Below are 16046 nucleotides of genomic sequence, written 5' to 3'. Positions count from 1 at the left end.
ATGATCTGGCGCACATTTTTGGCCTCAAGGCCGCGGCGAATTTTCACTCGCCGCCCCCGTTTCGCCATAGTGCTCACGGAAATAGTCGCGCAAAAATTCGACCGTCACCCGCACTTTCGCCGACGTTGCCAGCCGGGAAACGTACACCGCCCAGATGTTGGCCGGCTGAAAATACTCCGGCAGAATGTGCACCAACCTGCCGCTGTCGATGTTCTCTTTCACGTCCCAGGCGGAACGCAGCGCAACGCCCTGCCCGTCCAGGCACCACTGGTGCACGATTTCGCCGTGGTTCGACGCCAGCGCCCCCGTCACCTTCACCGTCTCTTCGCCGCCCGGCCCCTGCAGCCGCCACAGCCCGAACGGGTGATCGCGCTCCTTGATCACCAGGCAAGCGCGGCCCGCCAGCTCCGCCACGCTTTTCGGCACGCCGTGGCGCTGCAGATACGCCGGCGAAGCGCACAGGATGCGCTGGTTGTCCGCCAGCTTGCGCGCGATCAGATTAGGGGCGATATCGTCGCCGATGCGGATATCCAGATCGAACCCTTCGCTGACCAGATCCACCAACCGATCGGACACGTCAAGCCGCAGCTCCAGCTGCGGATACTCCCGCGCCAGCGCCGACAGCGCCGGGGCCACGAAGCGCCGGCCGAAGCCGAAGCTGCTGACCACGCGCAGCATGCCCTGCGGCGCCTGACGCACCTCGGACAGTTCGTCCATCATCTGATCGACATCGTTGAGAATGCGCTGCGCCCATTCGTAGATGCGCTCGCCGTCCTCGGTGATCGCCACCCGCCGCGTGGTGCGGTGCAGCAGCGACACGTCCAGCGCCTTTTCCAGCAACGCGATGCGTTTGCTGATAAAGGCCGGCGACACGCCCAGCTCTTCGGCGGCGGCGGCAAACCCGGCGCGGCGCGCCACCAGCACGAACACCCGCAGGTCACTCAGGATCGGCATATTGTTCATGATTCGTGTTTTATGTTTCACCGTTTTCGAGATTGATTAACAGTTAGTCAATTATAGGATAACAGTGTTGTCAATCTCCCCTACCTACAAATGAGACCTCTGTATGAGCAAAAATTACAAGATTGCCGCTATCCCCGGGGACGGTATCGGGCGGGAAGTGTTGCCGGAAGGCATACGGGTATTGCAGGCGGCGGCGGCGCGCTGGGATCTGTCGCTGGAATTCAACACCTTCGAGTGGGCCAGCTGCGACTACTACCAGCACCACGGCCAGATGATGCCTGACGATTGGTTTGAGCAGCTCAAGGGCTTCGACGCCATCTATTTCGGCGCCGTCGGCTGGCCGGATACGGTGCCCGATCACATTTCGCTGTGGGGTTCGCTGCTGAAATTCCGCCGCGACTTCGAGCAGTACGTCAACCTGCGCCCGGTGCGGCTGTTTCCCGGCGTGCCCTGCCCGCTGGCGAACAAGCAGCCGGGCGACATCGATTTCTACGTGGTGCGCGAAAATACCGAAGGGGAATACTCTTCGCTCGGCGGGCGGATGTTCGAAGGCACCGAACGCGAGATGGTGATCCAGGAATCGGTCTTCACCCGTCAGGGCGTGGACCGCATTCTGAAATACGCCTTCGAGCTGGCGCAGCAGCGCCCGCGCAAACGCCTGACCGCCGCCACCAAGTCCAACGGCATGGCCATCAGCATGCCGTACTGGGATGAGCGCGTGGCGGAGATGGCGCGCCAGTACCCTGATATCGGCTGGGACAAACAGCACATCGATATTCTGTGCGCGCGCTTCGTGCTGAACCCCGAACGCTTCGATGTGGTGGTGGCCTCCAACCTGTTCGGCGATATTTTGTCGGATCTCGGCCCGGCCTGCACCGGCACCATCGGCATTGCGCCGTCGGCCAACCTGAACCCGGAGCGCAACTTCCCGTCGCTGTTCGAACCGGTACACGGCTCGGCGCCGGACATTTTCGGCAAGAACATCGCCAACCCGATCGCCATGATCTGGAGCGGCGCGATGATGCTGGATTTCCTCGGCGACGGCGATGCCCGTTACCGCCAGGCGCACGACGGCATCCTGCAGGCGATCGAGCGCATCATCGCCGACGGGCCGCGCACGCCGGACATGCGCGGCGATGCCTCCACCCAGCAAGTTGGCCAGGCGATCGCCGCCCTGCTGCAACGCTAAGCATCACCGGTTTTCCTGCGCAGGGCGCCCTTTCGCGCCCTGCTTTGCCACGTCCGTTTTTCCGCTTCGATCGCCGCCGCAAATCCGCTGAAAACCACCGCAGAAAGCACGCCAATACCCCGGCCAAGATCACAACAAATTGTTTACATACTGTGTTTTATCCTTTTACAGATGCCCCAATTGTGGCCCTCCTGTAATTTGTGCACACTCGAAAATGTTAATGAAGAGTAAATATTCTCGGCGGCGTTTTGCCGGGGCGTTTGCTCCTCGCGGTGTAACAAAACAAAGGGTTCAAACCAATAAGGCCCGGGCGCACCCTACGCTTCGCGCACCGGCCCACCACCGATAACAGGAGTTCACTCCCATGCAGAGCACCCCTAAAAAGGATGTCACGCTCATCGCCATCAGCTTGTGCAGTATTGCGCTGATCGCCATTTGCCTGATGCTCTTTCCGGCTCAATCCGCGCTTATCGCCAACACCATTTTCAACGGCGTCACCCGGCTGTTCGGTTCAACCATTCAAATCCTGGTGCTGATCGCCCTGCTGGTGGTGCTGTATCTGGCGTTGAGCAAATACGGCAACATCCGCCTCGGCGAAGGCAAACCGCAATACTCCACGCTGGCCTGGCTGTTCATGTTCATCTGCGCCGGCCTCGGCTCGTCCACCCTGTATTGGGGGGTAATGGAGTGGGCGTATTACTACCAGACGCCAGGGCTGAACATCGCGCCGCGCACCCCAAAGGCGCTGGAATACAGCATCAGCTACTCCTTCTTCCACTGGGGCCTGAGCGCCTGGGCAACCTACGCCCTCGCCTCGCTGATCATGGCCTACCACTTCCACGTGCGTAAGAACAAAGGACTCAGCCTGTCGGGGATCATTTCCGCCATCACCGGCGTGCGCGCCAACGGCCCGATCGGGCGGATGGTGGATCTGATTTTCCTGGTCGCCACCGTCGGCGCCCTCACCATTTCGCTGGTGCTGACCGCCTCCACCTTTACTCGCGGGCTGACGGCGCTGACCGGCATCCCCGACAATTTCGTGGTGCAGGCGACGGTGATCCTGCTGGCGGCGGTGATTTTCTGCCTCAGCTCCTACATCGGCATCGACGGCGGCATGCAGCGCCTGAGCAAAATGGTCGGCTGGGGAGCATTCGCCTTCGCCGGGCTGGTGCTGCTGGTCGGCCCCACCGAGTTCACCATCAACAACACCATCAACGCCATCGGCCTGACGGCGCAAAACTTCCTGCAGATGAGCCTGTTCACCGATCCGATGGGCGACGGCAGCTTCAGCCGCAGCTGGACGGTGTTCTACTGGCTGTGGTGGATCTCTTACACCCCGGGCGTGGCGATGTTCGTCACCCGCGTCTCGCGCGGCCGCAAGATTAAAGAGGTGATCTGGGCGCTGTTGCTCGGCAGCACCCTCGGCTGCTGGTTCTTCTTCGGCTCGCTGGAAAGCTACGCCATGCACCAGTTCATCAGCGGGCAGCTCAACGTGCCGGAGATCCTCAGCACCCAGGGCGGCGAAACCGCCGTGCAGATGCTGCTGACGGCGCTGCCGCTCGGCAAGCTGTTCCTGGCCGCCTATCTGTTCATCATGATCATTTTCCTGGCCTCGCACATGGACGCGGTGGCCTACACCATGGCCGCCACCAGCACCCGCAACCTGCAGGAGGGGCAAGATCCCAGCCCGATGCTGCGCCTGTTCTGGTGCGTGGTGATCACCCTGATCCCGCTGTCGATCCTGTTCACCGGCGCCTCGCTGGACACCATGAAAACCACGGTGATCCTGACCGCGCTGCCGTTCCTGCTGGTGCTGCTGGTGAAAACCTACGGCTTCGCCCGCTGGCTGAAGCAGGACTACGCGGCCATTCCGGCTCACCTGATCGAAAGCAGCGCGCCGGCGCTGCCCGAGGCGCCGCCGGCCGCCGAACTCTCCGCTCCATCGTCGTATCAACCGCGCCCTATGGCGAAATGACAATAAGAAAAGAGGAAGGTTAACTTATGAGCACTCTGATCCCTGAATTTACCTTACCGAAAGATTTCTGCGCCGACGCCCGCGAGGCTTACACCATTCCGGCCCGGTTCTATACCCACCAGGCGGCGTTCGAGCACGAAAAAGAGCAGGTGTTCGCCACCAGCTGGATTTGCGTGGCGCACCGCAGCGAGCTCGCCGAACCGAACGACTACATCACCCGCGAGATCATCGGTGAAAACATTCTGGTGGTGCGTGGCCGCGACAAAGTGCTGCGCGCCTTTTACAACGTCTGCCCACACCGCGGCCACCAGCTGCTGGCGGGCGACGGCCGGGCGAAAAACGTCATCACCTGCCCTTATCACGCCTGGGCGTTCAAGCTGGACGGCGAACTGGCACACGCGCGCAACTGCGAAAACGTGCAGAACTTCGATAAGGAAAACTCGCACCTGATGCCGGTGCGGGTCGAAGAGTACGCCGGGTTTATTTACGTCAATCTGGACTCGCAGGCCGGCACGGTGGAAGACCAGCTGCCGGGCCTCGGCGCCAAAGTGCGCGAAGCCTGCCCACAGGTCGACGATCTCAAGCTGGCGGCGCGCTTCGTCACCCGTACCCCGGCCAACTGGAAGAACATCGTCGACAACTATCTCGAGTGCTACCACTGCGGCCCGGCGCACCCCGGCTTCGCCGACTCGGTGCAGGTCGACCGCTACTGGCACACCCTGCACGGCAACTGGACGCTGCAGTTCGGCTACGCCCGCCCTTCCGAGCAGTCGTTCAAGTTTGAAGAGGGAAAAGAAGCCAGCTTCCACGGCATTTGGCTGTGGCCGTGCACCATGTTCAACATGCCGCCGCTGGAAGGCATGATGACGGTGATCTATGAATTCCCGGTCGATGCAGAAACCACCCTGCAGCACTACGACATCTACTTCACCAACGCCGATTTGAGCGACGAGCAGCTCAAACTGATCGACTGGTACCGCGACGTGTTCCGCCCGGAAGATTTGCGGCTGGTGGAGAGCGTGCAAAAAGGCCTCAAATCGCGCGGCTATCGCGGCCAGGGGCGCATCATGGCCGACGGCGCCGGCAGCGGCGTCAGCGAACACGGCATCGCCCACTTCCACAACCTGCTGGCGCAGGTTTATCAACCCTGATGCGACGGGGCCCACGGGCCCCCTCCCCCTGACTTGTGAGGTTCTTTGTGAATATTTCCGATCGGGCGCTATTCCGCCAACAGGCCTACATCAACGGGCAATGGCGCGATGCCGACAACCAGGAAACCCTGCCGGTGAGCGATCCCGCCACCGGCCAACTCATCGGCAGCGTGCCCAACATGGCGACGGCCGAAACCCAACGGGCGATCGACGCCGCCCAGCAGGCGCTGGAAGGCTGGCGCGCGCTGCCGGCACAGCAACGCGCGCAGCTGCTGCGCCGCTGGTTCGAACTGATGCTGGAACACCAGCAGGATCTGGCCAGCCTGATGACGCTGGAGCAAGGCAAGCCGCTGGCGGAGTCGCTGGGCGAGATCCGCTACGCCGCTTCCTTTATCGAATGGTTCGCCGAACAGGCCAAGCGCACCAATGGCGACATCATTCCCTCGCCGAGCGGCGATAAACGCCTGATGGTGCTGAAGCAGGGCATCGGCGTGTGCGCTGCGATCACGCCCTGGAACTTCCCGGCGGCGATGATCACCCGCAAGGCCGCGCCGGCGCTGGCGGCCGGCTGCACGCTGGTGGTCAAACCCGCCAACGAAACCCCTTACTCGGCGCTGGCGATGGCCGAGCTGGCCGAGCGCGCCGGCATTCCCGCCGGGGTGTTCAACGTGGTGACCGGCAACTCGCAGGCGATCGGCGCCGAGCTGACCGGCCACCCGCAGGTGCGCAAGCTGAGCTTTACCGGCTCCACGCCGGTGGGCAGGCTGCTGATGCGCCAGAGCTCGGACACCATCAAGAAAGTGTCGCTGGAGCTGGGCGGCAATGCGCCGTTCATCGTGTTTGACGATGCGGACATCGATGCCGCGGTGGAAGGCGCGCTGATCGCCAAATACCGCAACGCCGGGCAGACCTGCGTTTGCGTCAATCGGTTCTATGTGCAGCGCGGCGTTTACCCACAGTTCGCCGAGAAGTTTGTCGCCCGCGTGGCGGCGCTGCAGGTCGGCAACGGCTTCGAACCCGGCGTGCAGATCGGCCCGCTGATCAACCGCAAGGCGCGCGACAAGGTGCTGGAACTGCTCGATGACGCGCTGAGCAAAGGCGCTCAGGTGCTGACCGGCGCCACGCCGCACGCGCTGGGCGGCAATTTCTTCACGCCAACGGTGCTGGGCGACGTGCAGCCTGGCTCGCTGCTGCTGGAAGAAGAGATCTTTGGCCCGGTCGCGCCGCTGGTGGTGTTCGATGACGAAGCCGAGGCGATCCGCCAGGCCAACGACACCATTTACGGCTTGGCCGCCTACTTCTATACCCGCGATGCGGCGCGCATCTGGCGCGTTTCGGAGCGGCTGGAGTACGGCATGGTCGGCATTAATACCGGCCTTATCTCCAACGAGGTAGCCCCGTTCGGCGGGGTGAAGCAGTCGGGTCTGGGGCGTGAAGGCTCCGAATACGGCATCGAAGACTATCTGGAGCTCAAATACCTGTGCCAGGCGGTATAACTTTTTCATGCGCGGGGACGCCCGCGCTTTGGAGCCAATGAATGACCAGCTATCAGATGCTTGATGTTCGCGTCGTCGACATCGAACCCGTCACCGCACAGGTCAAGCGCTTTACCCTGGCGGATCCGCAAGGCCGGCCGCTGCCCGCCTTCAGCGGCGGCAGCCACATCATCGTGCAAATGCAGGACGGCGAGCAGCGTTACAGCAATGCCTATTCGCTGCTGAGCTCACCGTTCGAGCTCGACCGTTACCAGATCGCCGTGCGCCGTGAGTCCCCTTCCAAAGGCGGTTCCGACTTCATGCACGATCGGCTGGCGATCGGCGATACGCTGACCATCAGCACCCCCAATAACCTGTTCGCGCTGGCGCCAGAGGCGCAGCATCACGTGCTGATCGCCGGCGGCATCGGCATCACGCCGTTTATGGCCCATCTGCACGAGCTGCAGCGCAGCGGGCAACGCTATCATCTGCACTACTGCTTCCACAGCGAGGAACACAACGCCTTCCAGCAGCAGCTGACGCAAGCGCCGTTCACCGACAACGTCAGTTGCCATGTCTCCAGCCTTAACGGCCGGTTGGATCTGGCACGCACGCTGGCCGACGTGGAGCCCGGCGCCCATATCTACGTCTGCGGCCCGGCGGTGCTGAACGAAGCGGTGTACCGGACCGCCGCCGAACTGGGCATCGCCCCCGGTCGCTTGCACAGCGAAGCCTTTGCCGCCGAAGACACGGCGGGCGGCGCCTTTACGCTGGTGCTGGCCCGCTCAGGTATTGAGCTTGAAGTGGCGGAAGACATGACCATCCTGCAGGCGCTGGAAAACAGCAAGGCGGCCAAGGTCGAGTGCCTGTGCCGCGAAGGCATTTGCGGCACCTGCGAAACCCGCATCGTCGAGGGGGAAGCCGATCACCGCGATCAGTATCTCAGTGACGAAGAGCGCGCGGCGCAGCAAACCCTGTTGATCTGCTGCTCGCGCGCCAAAGGCAACCGGCTGGTGCTGGATCTGTAAACGGAACGCCCGCGCCTGCGGGCGTCGTGATTAGGCTTTCGGGAATATCCACAGATGCTCGGCCGGCAGGGAGAGCCGGCACAGCGCCCGATCGCGCGCTTCGTGGCCATAGGCGCGCACCACGAAATCCTCGGCCACGGTGCGGAACAGGTATTCCCAACGATCGCCGAGGTACATGCTGGTCAACAGCGGCAGCTCAAGCTGGTTGCCCTGCGGATCTTCGCCCAACCGCACGCTTTCTACGCGGATCACCGCCGAGCCCTCCTGGCCAACCTGCACGCCTTCGCCCGCTTTGCCCCACAGCGCCCAGTCCTTGCCTTCGATGCGCGCCCGATCGCCTTCCAGCGCCACGATCTTGCCCGGCAAGCGGTTGTTGCTGCCCATGAACTCAGCGGTGAACAGCGTAGTGGGTGAACCGTACATCTCCTGCGGCGTACCCTGCTGTTCGATTTTGCCGTTATTGAGCAGCAGGATGCGATCGGAGATGGCCATCGCCTCGTTCTGATCGTGGGTCACCATCAGCGCCGACAGGCCAAGCTTGATGATCAACTCGCGCAGGAATACCCGCGCCTCTTCGCGCAGCTTGGCGTCAAGGTTGGACAGCGGCTCGTCCAGCAGGATCACCGGCGGGTTGTAGACCAGCGCACGCCCAATCGCCACGCGCTGCTGCTGGCCGCCGGAAAGCTGGTGCGGATGGCGCTTGGCCAGATGCCCCAACCCGAGCTGATCCAGCACCGCCTGCACCCGCTGGGTGATTTCCGCCGAGGCGATCTTACGCAGCTTCAGCGGGTAAGCGACGTTCTCAAACACCGTTTTATGCGGCCACAGCGCATAGGACTGAAACACCAGCCCCAGATTGCGCTCTTCGGCGGGAATTTCGCTGCGCGCGCTGCCGTTGTACACCGCATTATTGCCGATGACGATTCGGCCCTGGCTCGGTTTCTCCAGCCCGGCCACCGCCCGCAGCAGCGTGGTTTTGCCGCTGCCCGACGGGCCCAGCAGCGAGACCACTTCGCCCCGTTTCAGCTCCATCGACACCCCTTTCAGCACCGGGTTGTCGCCATAGGTCAAATGCAGATTCTCTACCGAAAGTTCAATCATGTAATTTCACTCCAAAGCGCAAGGCGATCCCCAACCCCAGCACCACCAGCAGGATATTGATGAACGACAGCGCGGCGACGATATCGATAGCGCCCGCGGCCCACAGGGAAACCAGCATCGAGCCGATGGTTTCCGTGCCCGGAGACAGCAGATACACCCCGGTAGAATATTCGCGCTCAAAGATCAGGAACATCAGCAGCCAAGAGCCGATCAGGCCGTAGCGCGACAGCGGAATGGTGACGTGACGGGTGACCTGGCCGCGGCTGGCGCCGGCGCTGCGCGCCGCCTCCTCCAGCTCCGGCCCCACCTGCAGCAGCGTGGAAGAGATCAGCCGCAGGCCGTAAGCCATCCACACCACGGTGTACGCCAGCCAGACGCTGAAGATGGTGCTGCGCAGCGAACGCAGCCAGACAATCCAGTTAGCACGCAGCCACTCGGCCATCGGCAGCGCCGACAGCCAGCCCTCCTTGAGCGATTTGTCCAGCCACATCGGCAGGAACAGAAACACCCACAGGAATGCCAGGCCGGCCAGCAGCCCCGGCACCGCACGCGGCACCAGCACGCTGTAGTCGAGGAAGCGCGTGGCGCCATCCGGCTTGCGGTGCATGGCGATGCCGATAAACAGGTAGCACGCCACCGCCAACGCCCCGCCGATCACCCCAATCGCCATTGAGTTGACGATGGCGCGCAGCAGGTTGGGCTGCGCCCAGATGGTGCGGAAGGTGTTGATCGACAGCTCGTCCCAAACAGACACGCCCACGCCCCAGTTGGAGATAAAGGCGCGCAGCACCACGCCGATCAGCGGCACGCCGATGGTGACGGTCAGCCAAAACACCACCACCGCGCCGGCCACCCAGCGCCATTTGCCCAGCGGCAGCGCACGGGCCTGCGAGGCTTTGCCCTTGACGGTGACGAAACGGTTGGCGGTGCGCATCAGCCGGCGCTGCAGCATCACCAGCGGAATGGTGATGCAGATCAGCACCACCGCCACCGCCGCCATCAGGTGGTAAGACGGCGTGCCCAGCTTGTTGGTCAACTGGTACAGGTAGGTCGCCAGCACCAGGTTGCCCTCTGGGTCCCCCAGCACCAGCATCAGGCCGAACACTTCCAGCCCGAGGAAGAACAGCAGCACTCCGGCATACAGGATAGACGGCCGCACCATCGGCAGACTGACGGCGGTCATGACCTGCAGCGGCGTGGCGCCGGCGGTGCGCGCCGCTTCTTCAACGTCGGAGCCCACGCTGCGCAGCGCCGAGGAGATATACAGATACGCGTGGGGCACGTGCGTCAATCCGGCAATCACCACGATGCTGGCCATCGAATAGATATTCCACGGCACGAAGCCCAGCAGCGCCTCCGCCCACAGCGAGAAGAAGCCCACCGGCCCCGCCGCCACCACGTAGCCGAAGCCCAGCACCATCGGCGACACGAAGATCGGCACCAGAATCAGCGGCTCGATGATCCGCCGCCCCGGCAGATCGGTGCGCACCATCAGGAAGGCCAAAATCCCGCCGAGCGGGATGGCGATGATCACCAGCCCGAATGCCAGAATAAAGCCGCTCTTCAGCGCCTTATAGAAATCCGGATCGGTAAAGATGAACTCGAAGGCCTCCAGGCTGAAGACCTTGGAGGGAGAGAAGAACGGTGCCGAGAGGAAGCTTTGAATGATGATAAACGACAGGGGGACATAGATAACCAGTGCGGTTATCAACACCACCAGGCCGCGCGGCAGGCTCTGCCACTTTCTGCGCCATGCTTGCATAAATGCTCCCTATGGTTGTAAACGCCGACCAAAGGGCGCGCGCCTCTAAGGCAGACGCGCGTCCGAATGCAGTCCCTGTTATTTCGCCGCAGCGGCGCGCCATTGTTTGATGTAGTCGAGGCGTTTGGCCGGCTGCAGGTATTCCAGCAGGCTATCGTCGACCGGGATCGGCTTGAGCGCGTTGCCCAGCAGCTTGGTCATGCCGTCAATGTCGTTCTTGCCTTCGATGTCGTTGCGGATCGAGGGGATATCCGCCTGATTGGCGAGAATATTTTGCCCTTTTTCCGACAGCACGTAGTCGAACCACAGCTTGGCGGCGTTAGGGTTGCCGGCCTCTTTGCTGATGAAGCTCACGCGCGACAGCACCAGGGTATAGTCTTTCGGATAGACGATGCCGAGCGACGGATCGCTCTTGGCGCGGGCCTCGGCGTACGAACCGAGGATATTGAAGCCGATCAGGTTTTCACCGGAGGAGACGCGCTCCATCATGGTGCCGGTGGAGGATTGTACCGCCAGCCCGCCCTTGGCCACGTCGGCCAGCGTTTTGAAGTAGTTAGGATCGGCCTTGAAGTCCTGCACCGACAGCATGAAGCCGACGCCAGATTTTTCGATGTCGTACGTGGTGACTTTCTTCTTGAATTTGTCCGTCTGGCCGGCGATCAGTTTAGCCAGCGCCGCGTGCGAATCCGGCACATCGCCTTGCGGGATCAGGCGTTTGTTATAGATAAACACCACCGGCTCATAGGTGGTGCCATACACCTTATCTTGCCATACCGCCCATTTCGGCAGCTGAGCCTGCTCGGGGGAGGCGTATTCCTGTGCGTAATCGCCCGCCAGTTTCAAAATGGTGTCCATCGACGAGCTCCACACCACGTCGCCGCTGGTGCCGCCGGCCGCCTGCTCGCTGATGAAGCGGTTATACAGTTCGGTACTGTTCATGTCGTTGTATTCCACCTTAATGCCCGGATACAACGCCTCGAACCCCTGGATCAGCGGCGCCGCCGCCTTGGTGTCGGTGGTCGAGTAAATCACCACCTTGCCTTCTTTCTTCGCGCCGTCGACCCGTTTCTGATAGTCGGCGGGGTAGCCCGCCGGGAAGGCTGCATAGGCGGAAACGGAGCCCAGTAAGGTGATTGCAGCTACGGTAGCGCTGATTTTTTTCATCATCATCCATCCCCTGATCACATTTAATAAACCAAAAATTAACATATAGTTAATAAGTGTGACGAGGCAACGGCGTTGCTTTGTTATCTTTCGGTTTTGTGAGGTTGGCCATTTTTCAGCCAATAAAAAAGCCCGGCAGCGCGGGCTTTACGGCACTTCCTGTTGCAGACTATTCGGCCAGGCGAGAGCGCCGCAGCAGGCGAATTCGCTGTACGATGGCGACCCCCAGCAGCGTCAGCACAAATCCTGCCAGCTGCAGCAGCGACAGCGCCTCGCCAAACAGCACGTACGCCTGCAGTGCCGCCGCCGGCGGCACCAGCAGCATCAGCGCGGTAATGCGAGTCAAATCGCCGTGGCGCACCATCCAGATAAACAGCGCGGTGCCGCCCAGCGACAACACGCCGGCCGACCACAGCAGCGAGAACCACAGCGTCGGCGAATTGTCCCAGGCGCCGGAGCCCATCACGGCCGCCAGCACGCCGGTTACGATCGCGGCGCCGAGGTGCTGAATGGCGCCTGTCGCCCGCAGATCGGCCGCCGCCAGCGAAGACTTCTGCACCATGATGCCGATCGTCAGCGCGACGATGCTGCCAAACCCCATCAGAATCGGCAACAGCGCCATATTGCCGACGTCGATACCGGTCAGCCGAGGGGAGAGCACCAGCGCAACACCGATAAAACCGACCGCCAGCCCAGCCCAGGAACGCAACCCTATCGATTTGCGCAGCACCAGCGCGAAAATCAGCGCGGTGAACAGCGGCTGCAATCCGCCAATGAGCGACATCACCCCGGCCGCCAGGCCGTTCGCCACCGCCCACCAGCTTGCGGCGAGATAAACGCCGTTCATCAGCATGCCGGTCAGCAGGTGCATCACGAACTGTCGCCCCTTGGGCCAGGCGCAATGCAGCGCCAGCAGGGCGAATACCGCAGCGGCGATCAAAAAGCGCAAAGTCAGGAAAAGGTTGGGATCGGCATGATCCGCCACCGCCCGCGCGGCAATAAAACCGGTCGACCAAATTAATATCAGGAAAAACGGCGCGATAAATGCCTTTCGCCGATCGCGTTTTTCGCGCTGGGTTATTTCCATATCACTACCTGAAAAATGCGGCTGATGAGTTAATGCGGAACATACTAACCAATTTAACACCGGCTTAACAGCACCGACACCGGCCCCCCCAAGCCTGCGTAATGAACACAATGGCGGGAAATCATGACGTTTCAATTTTATATAATTCACCAAGCTTATAATTAATCCCACCCCGTTACGACAATGTAAATTAATTGCTACATCCGGTATAACTATTCCCCTCCTGGCGGCGTTGTCGGAATAATTCCCCTTTGCTAGCCTTCCTGAAGCCACTTAATTAACTGGACTGACTTATGGCCGAAATCACTGATTTTATGAAACTGGATATGCGTATTGGCGAAATTATTTCCGTGGAATATAACGACAAGGCGTTAAAGCCCGCCTATAAGCTGCGCATTGATTTCGGCGAAGAAATTGGCATTAAAAACAGCTCGGCGCAATTATGCGAAAACTATCAGGAAGATGATCTGCTCGGCAAAAAAGTCATCTCCGTCGTTAATTTCCCCGCCAGGCGGGTTGCTGGATTTAAATCCGAAGTGCTGGTACTTGCCGCGGTCACCCGGGATCAAGGCACCGTCTTGCTGAAAACCGACTTCGACGTGGAGATCGGCAGCAAGATTTTATAATCGCCACATCATTCGTGAGGCCCCCGAGAAATGCGACAGTTATCCCTGCTTGATGAAGTTAAGAAGGCGTATCAGGAACACCGTTCAGCCTTTATCCCCGGCGCCACCATGCAAGCGATCCTGCTGGCGCTGGGCGCGCGGCCGGAAGATTTCGCCAAGCTGCAGCAGGTCAGCGGCAATCTGGCGGACGATCCCACGCTGCCTTTCCGCAAGTCCAGAAACGGCCGCTTCTGTTTCGACTTCGATCGCGCCCAGATTGAGCGGCTGGAGTTCCAGCCTTTCGTGCTCTCGGTCGAGGAAGACTTCATCCGTTACGATTCGGGCAAGGTGCGCCACTTCCGCGGCATCAACGACGATCTGCAGTTGAATACGGCATTCCAGGCGCTGATGAAATTCAAAGCCTACGTGATCGATGGCGTGAGCGTGACGCCGCGCGCCCGGCTTAATCAGGAGATCAACAAATTCGTCTGCACGGTGTTCAACCTGCGCACCGTCACCACGCCGCAGATGCTGGGCGAACCGGCGCTGGAAGGCGTGCACAGCGACGGCGTCGACCACACCATGACGACCTTCCTCGGCTGCGACAACATGACCGACGACAGCGCCAAGACCTTTATTCACGATATGCGCGAAACCAGCGGGATCAAATTCGATCGGGCCCGGCCAGAATGGATTTTGGGCGAAATACAGCATCGGCATTTCCTCGATACCCTGCTGATTGTCGATCATGAACGCAAACACAGCCTCTCACCGGTGGAAGCGCAGGACAAACGCCGGCATTCGACCCGCGATATGCTGATCTTTTTCACCCGCAAACCGGTCGAAGACGGCCACGTCTCTTTCGCGTATGACTCTTTCAAACCGCATATCGAAATCCCGCTGTCGATAGACATGGTGGCGCGCGCGAGCTAACGCGCAGCCGGGCCGGCCGCCATGATCCCTCTGTGCGGCCGGTTCACGCCAGGATAAACAGCGCTGGATTAATCAGGTTTTTCTCGCCGAATTATTATATCCTGCCGGACGAAAATTTTGCGGGCGCTCGCTGCCCTCTGCGCCTGCCCTCTGCAGTTATCCATTCCGCAGCAGGCCGTTTATTTCATGAATACAGGCAGTGCCATACCGTTATGACCAAGAATTTATCCCCGAAAGACATTATCGCCCTGGGCTTTATGACCTTCGCCCTGTTTGTCGGCGCCGGCAACATCATTTTCCCCCCGCTGGTGGGGCTGCAGTCCGGCGAACATCTGTGGCCGGCCGCCCTCGGGTTTATGGTGACCGCCGTCGCCTTGCCGGTGATCGCCGTGATCGCGCTGGCGCGCGTCGGCGGCAGCATCAGCCTGCTGACCGGCCCCATCGGCCGCACCGCCGGCCTGCTGTTGGCGACCGTCTGCTATCTGGCGCTCGGCCCGCTGTTCGCCACGCCGCGAACCGCCAATGTCTCTTTCGCCCTCGGCATCGCGCCCTTCACCGGCGACGGCACCCTGCCGCAGTTCATCTACAGCCTGCTGTTCTTTACCCTGGCGATGATCGTCTCGCTGTATCCCGGCCGGTTGCTCGATAACGTCGGCCATATTCTGGCGCCGCTGAAAATCCTGGCGCTGGCCGCGCTCGGCATCGCCGCCCTGGTTTGGCCCGCCGGTGAACCGGTCTCCGCCGTCGGCAGCTATCAGGCATCGGCGTTTTCCACCGGCTTCGTGCAGGGTTATCAAACCATGGACACGCTGTCGGCGCTGATGTTTGGCTCGATTATCGTCACCGCCGCCCGCTCGCGCGGCGTCAGCGACAGCGGCCTGCTGCTGCGCTACACCCTGTGGGCCAGCCTGATCGCCGGCGTCGGCCTGACGCTGGTCTATATCTGCATGTTCAAACTCGGCGCCGGCAGCGGCAGCCTGGTCGAGAGTGGCGCTCAGGATGGCGCGGCAATCCTGCACGCTTATGTGCAACACACCTTCGGCGATCTGGGCAGCGTCTTTATGGCAGTGCTGATGTTCATCGCCTGCCTGGTGACGGCGGTCGGCATGACCTGCGCCTGCGCGGACTTCTTCTCTCGCTACCTGCCGCTCTCTTACCGCACGCTGGTGGTTATCCTCGCCCTCTTCGCCATGCTGGTCTCCAACATGGGGCTGGCCAACCTGATCCGCGTCTCGCTACCGGTGCTGACGGCGATCTATCCGCCCTGCATCGCGCTGGTGTTGCTCAGCTTCAGCCAGAACCGCTGGCGCAGCGCCAAGCGCGTCTTCGCGCCGGTGATCGCCACCAGCCTGGTGTTTGGCCTCGCCGACGGCCTGAAGGCCTCCAGCTTCAGCGGCCTGCTGCCCGCCTGGTTCGATAAGCTGCCGCTGGCCGAACAGGGGCTGGTCTGGCTACAGCCTACGCTGCTGGTGCTGTTGCTGGCGGCGGCTTATGACCGGTTGCGCAGCGTCGAAAGCGCCAACGTCGCGTCGTAAGCGCGGGTTACGCCCATAAAAAAAGCCGGTCACGATGACCGGCTTTTTTATCGGCTTGCGCCAGGCCGCTTACTTCAG

At 61.4% G+C, this 16046-nt stretch carries 13 protein-coding genes; 8 read left to right on the top strand and 5 right to left on the bottom strand.

Translation table 11 applies throughout. The features are described from left to right. Positions 1-24 precede the first annotated feature (24 nt). Complete coding sequence (locus EKL15_RS00065) at positions 25-984, bottom strand: LysR substrate-binding domain-containing protein (RefSeq protein WP_280524769.1); 960 nt, start codon at positions 982-984, stop codon at positions 25-27. Positions 985-1066: 82 nt separating this feature from the next. On the opposite strand from EKL15_RS00065, the gene EKL15_RS00060 reads away from it, so the two are divergent. The 5 genes from EKL15_RS00060 to EKL15_RS00040 all read left to right on the top strand — a co-directional run bounded on the left by EKL15_RS00060 (position 1067) and on the right by EKL15_RS00040 (position 7781). After that, positions 1067-2152, top strand: coding sequence for a tartrate dehydrogenase (locus EKL15_RS00060; RefSeq protein ID WP_100396857.1), 1086 nt, complete (start codon positions 1067-1069; stop codon positions 2150-2152). A 364-nt stretch (positions 2153-2516) separates the two neighbouring features. Next, positions 2517-4127 carry a BCCT family transporter gene (locus EKL15_RS00055; RefSeq protein ID WP_102985217.1) on the top strand — a complete coding sequence of 537 codons (1611 nt, stop codon included), beginning with the start codon at positions 2517-2519 and terminating at the stop codon, positions 4125-4127. 26 nt (positions 4128-4153) lie between these two features. After that, positions 4154-5278 (top strand): aromatic ring-hydroxylating dioxygenase subunit alpha, encoded by a 1125-nt coding sequence (locus EKL15_RS00050; protein WP_019455611.1) that lies wholly within the window; start codon positions 4154-4156, stop codon positions 5276-5278. A gap of 47 nt (positions 5279-5325) precedes the next feature. Beyond that, positions 5326-6774 (top strand): NAD-dependent succinate-semialdehyde dehydrogenase, encoded by a 1449-nt coding sequence (locus tag EKL15_RS00045; RefSeq protein WP_060422739.1) that lies wholly within the window; start codon positions 5326-5328, stop codon positions 6772-6774. Positions 6775-6815: 41 nt separating this feature from the next. Next, on the top strand, positions 6816-7781 hold the full coding sequence (locus EKL15_RS00040) for a PDR/VanB family oxidoreductase (protein WP_087763637.1): 966 nt from the start codon (positions 6816-6818) through the stop codon (positions 7779-7781). 30 nt (positions 7782-7811) lie between these two features. Here the strand turns inward: EKL15_RS00040 and EKL15_RS00035 are convergent, their stop codons facing one another. From EKL15_RS00035 to EKL15_RS00020, 4 genes are all read right to left on the bottom strand, one after another. Then, positions 7812-8882, bottom strand: a complete 1071-nt coding sequence (locus EKL15_RS00035) for an ABC transporter ATP-binding protein (protein WP_203088650.1) — start codon at positions 8880-8882, stop codon at positions 7812-7814. After that, positions 8875-10644 (bottom strand): iron ABC transporter permease, encoded by a 1770-nt coding sequence (locus EKL15_RS00030; RefSeq protein WP_060422728.1) that lies wholly within the window; start codon positions 10642-10644, stop codon positions 8875-8877. Before EKL15_RS00030 ends, EKL15_RS00035 begins: the two co-directional genes overlap by 8 nt. Before the next feature lie 78 nt (positions 10645-10722). After that, positions 10723-11811, bottom strand: a complete 1089-nt coding sequence (locus EKL15_RS00025; protein WP_060441366.1) for an ABC transporter substrate-binding protein — start codon at positions 11809-11811, stop codon at positions 10723-10725. Between the two features lie 166 nt (positions 11812-11977). Then, positions 11978-12895: a DMT family transporter gene (locus EKL15_RS00020; RefSeq protein ID WP_197783758.1), complete on the bottom strand. Its 918-nt coding sequence runs from the start codon at positions 12893-12895 to the stop codon at positions 11978-11980. A 293-nt stretch (positions 12896-13188) separates the two neighbouring features. Between EKL15_RS00020 and EKL15_RS00015 the strand changes: the two genes are divergently transcribed. From EKL15_RS00015 to brnQ, 3 genes are all read left to right on the top strand, one after another. After that, positions 13189-13521: a tRNA-binding protein gene (locus EKL15_RS00015; protein ID WP_048234649.1), complete on the top strand. Its 333-nt coding sequence runs from the start codon at positions 13189-13191 to the stop codon at positions 13519-13521. 30 nt (positions 13522-13551) lie between these two features. After that, a complete protein-coding gene (locus EKL15_RS00010) occupies positions 13552-14433 on the top strand; it encodes a 2OG-Fe dioxygenase family protein (protein ID WP_038871106.1) in 882 nt (293 codons plus the stop codon). A 212-nt stretch (positions 14434-14645) separates the two neighbouring features. Next, positions 14646-15968, top strand: a complete 1323-nt coding sequence (gene brnQ, locus EKL15_RS00005; RefSeq protein ID WP_203088649.1) for a branched-chain amino acid transport system II carrier protein — start codon at positions 14646-14648, stop codon at positions 15966-15968. The last annotated feature ends 78 nt before the right edge of the window (positions 15969-16046 follow it).

The sequence above is a fragment of the Serratia sp. 4542 genome (assembly GCF_016805595.1).
GTDB classification, from domain to species: Bacteria; Pseudomonadota; Gammaproteobacteria; order Enterobacterales; family Enterobacteriaceae; genus Serratia; species Serratia nevei.
Note: the sequence above shows the minus strand (reverse complement) of the source record. Positions and strands in the feature narration are given on the sequence as shown.

Excerpts from the sequence above, each read along its gene's own strand:
- EKL15_RS00055 (WP_102985217.1), top strand. The coding sequence starts at position 2,517 with ATGCAGAGCACCCCTAAAAAGGATGTCACGCTCATCGCCATCAGCTTG.
- EKL15_RS00060 (WP_100396857.1), top strand. The coding sequence starts at position 1,067 with ATGAGCAAAAATTACAAGATTGCCGCTATCCCCGGGGACGGTATCGGG.
- EKL15_RS00020 (WP_197783758.1), bottom strand. The coding sequence starts at position 12,895 with ATGGAAATAACCCAGCGCGAAAAACGCGATCGGCGAAAGGCATTTATC.
- brnQ (WP_203088649.1), top strand. The coding sequence starts at position 14,646 with ATGACCAAGAATTTATCCCCGAAAGACATTATCGCCCTGGGCTTTATG.
- EKL15_RS00010 (WP_038871106.1), top strand. The coding sequence starts at position 13,552 with ATGCGACAGTTATCCCTGCTTGATGAAGTTAAGAAGGCGTATCAGGAA.
- EKL15_RS00035 (WP_203088650.1), bottom strand. The coding sequence starts at position 8,882 with ATGATTGAACTTTCGGTAGAGAATCTGCATTTGACCTATGGCGACAAC.
- EKL15_RS00040 (WP_087763637.1), top strand. The coding sequence starts at position 6,816 with ATGACCAGCTATCAGATGCTTGATGTTCGCGTCGTCGACATCGAACCC.
- EKL15_RS00015 (WP_048234649.1), top strand. The coding sequence starts at position 13,189 with ATGGCCGAAATCACTGATTTTATGAAACTGGATATGCGTATTGGCGAA.
- EKL15_RS00030 (WP_060422728.1), bottom strand. The coding sequence starts at position 10,644 with ATGCAAGCATGGCGCAGAAAGTGGCAGAGCCTGCCGCGCGGCCTGGTG.
- EKL15_RS00025 (WP_060441366.1), bottom strand. The coding sequence starts at position 11,811 with ATGATGAAAAAAATCAGCGCTACCGTAGCTGCAATCACCTTACTGGGC.
- EKL15_RS00050 (WP_019455611.1), top strand. The coding sequence starts at position 4,154 with ATGAGCACTCTGATCCCTGAATTTACCTTACCGAAAGATTTCTGCGCC.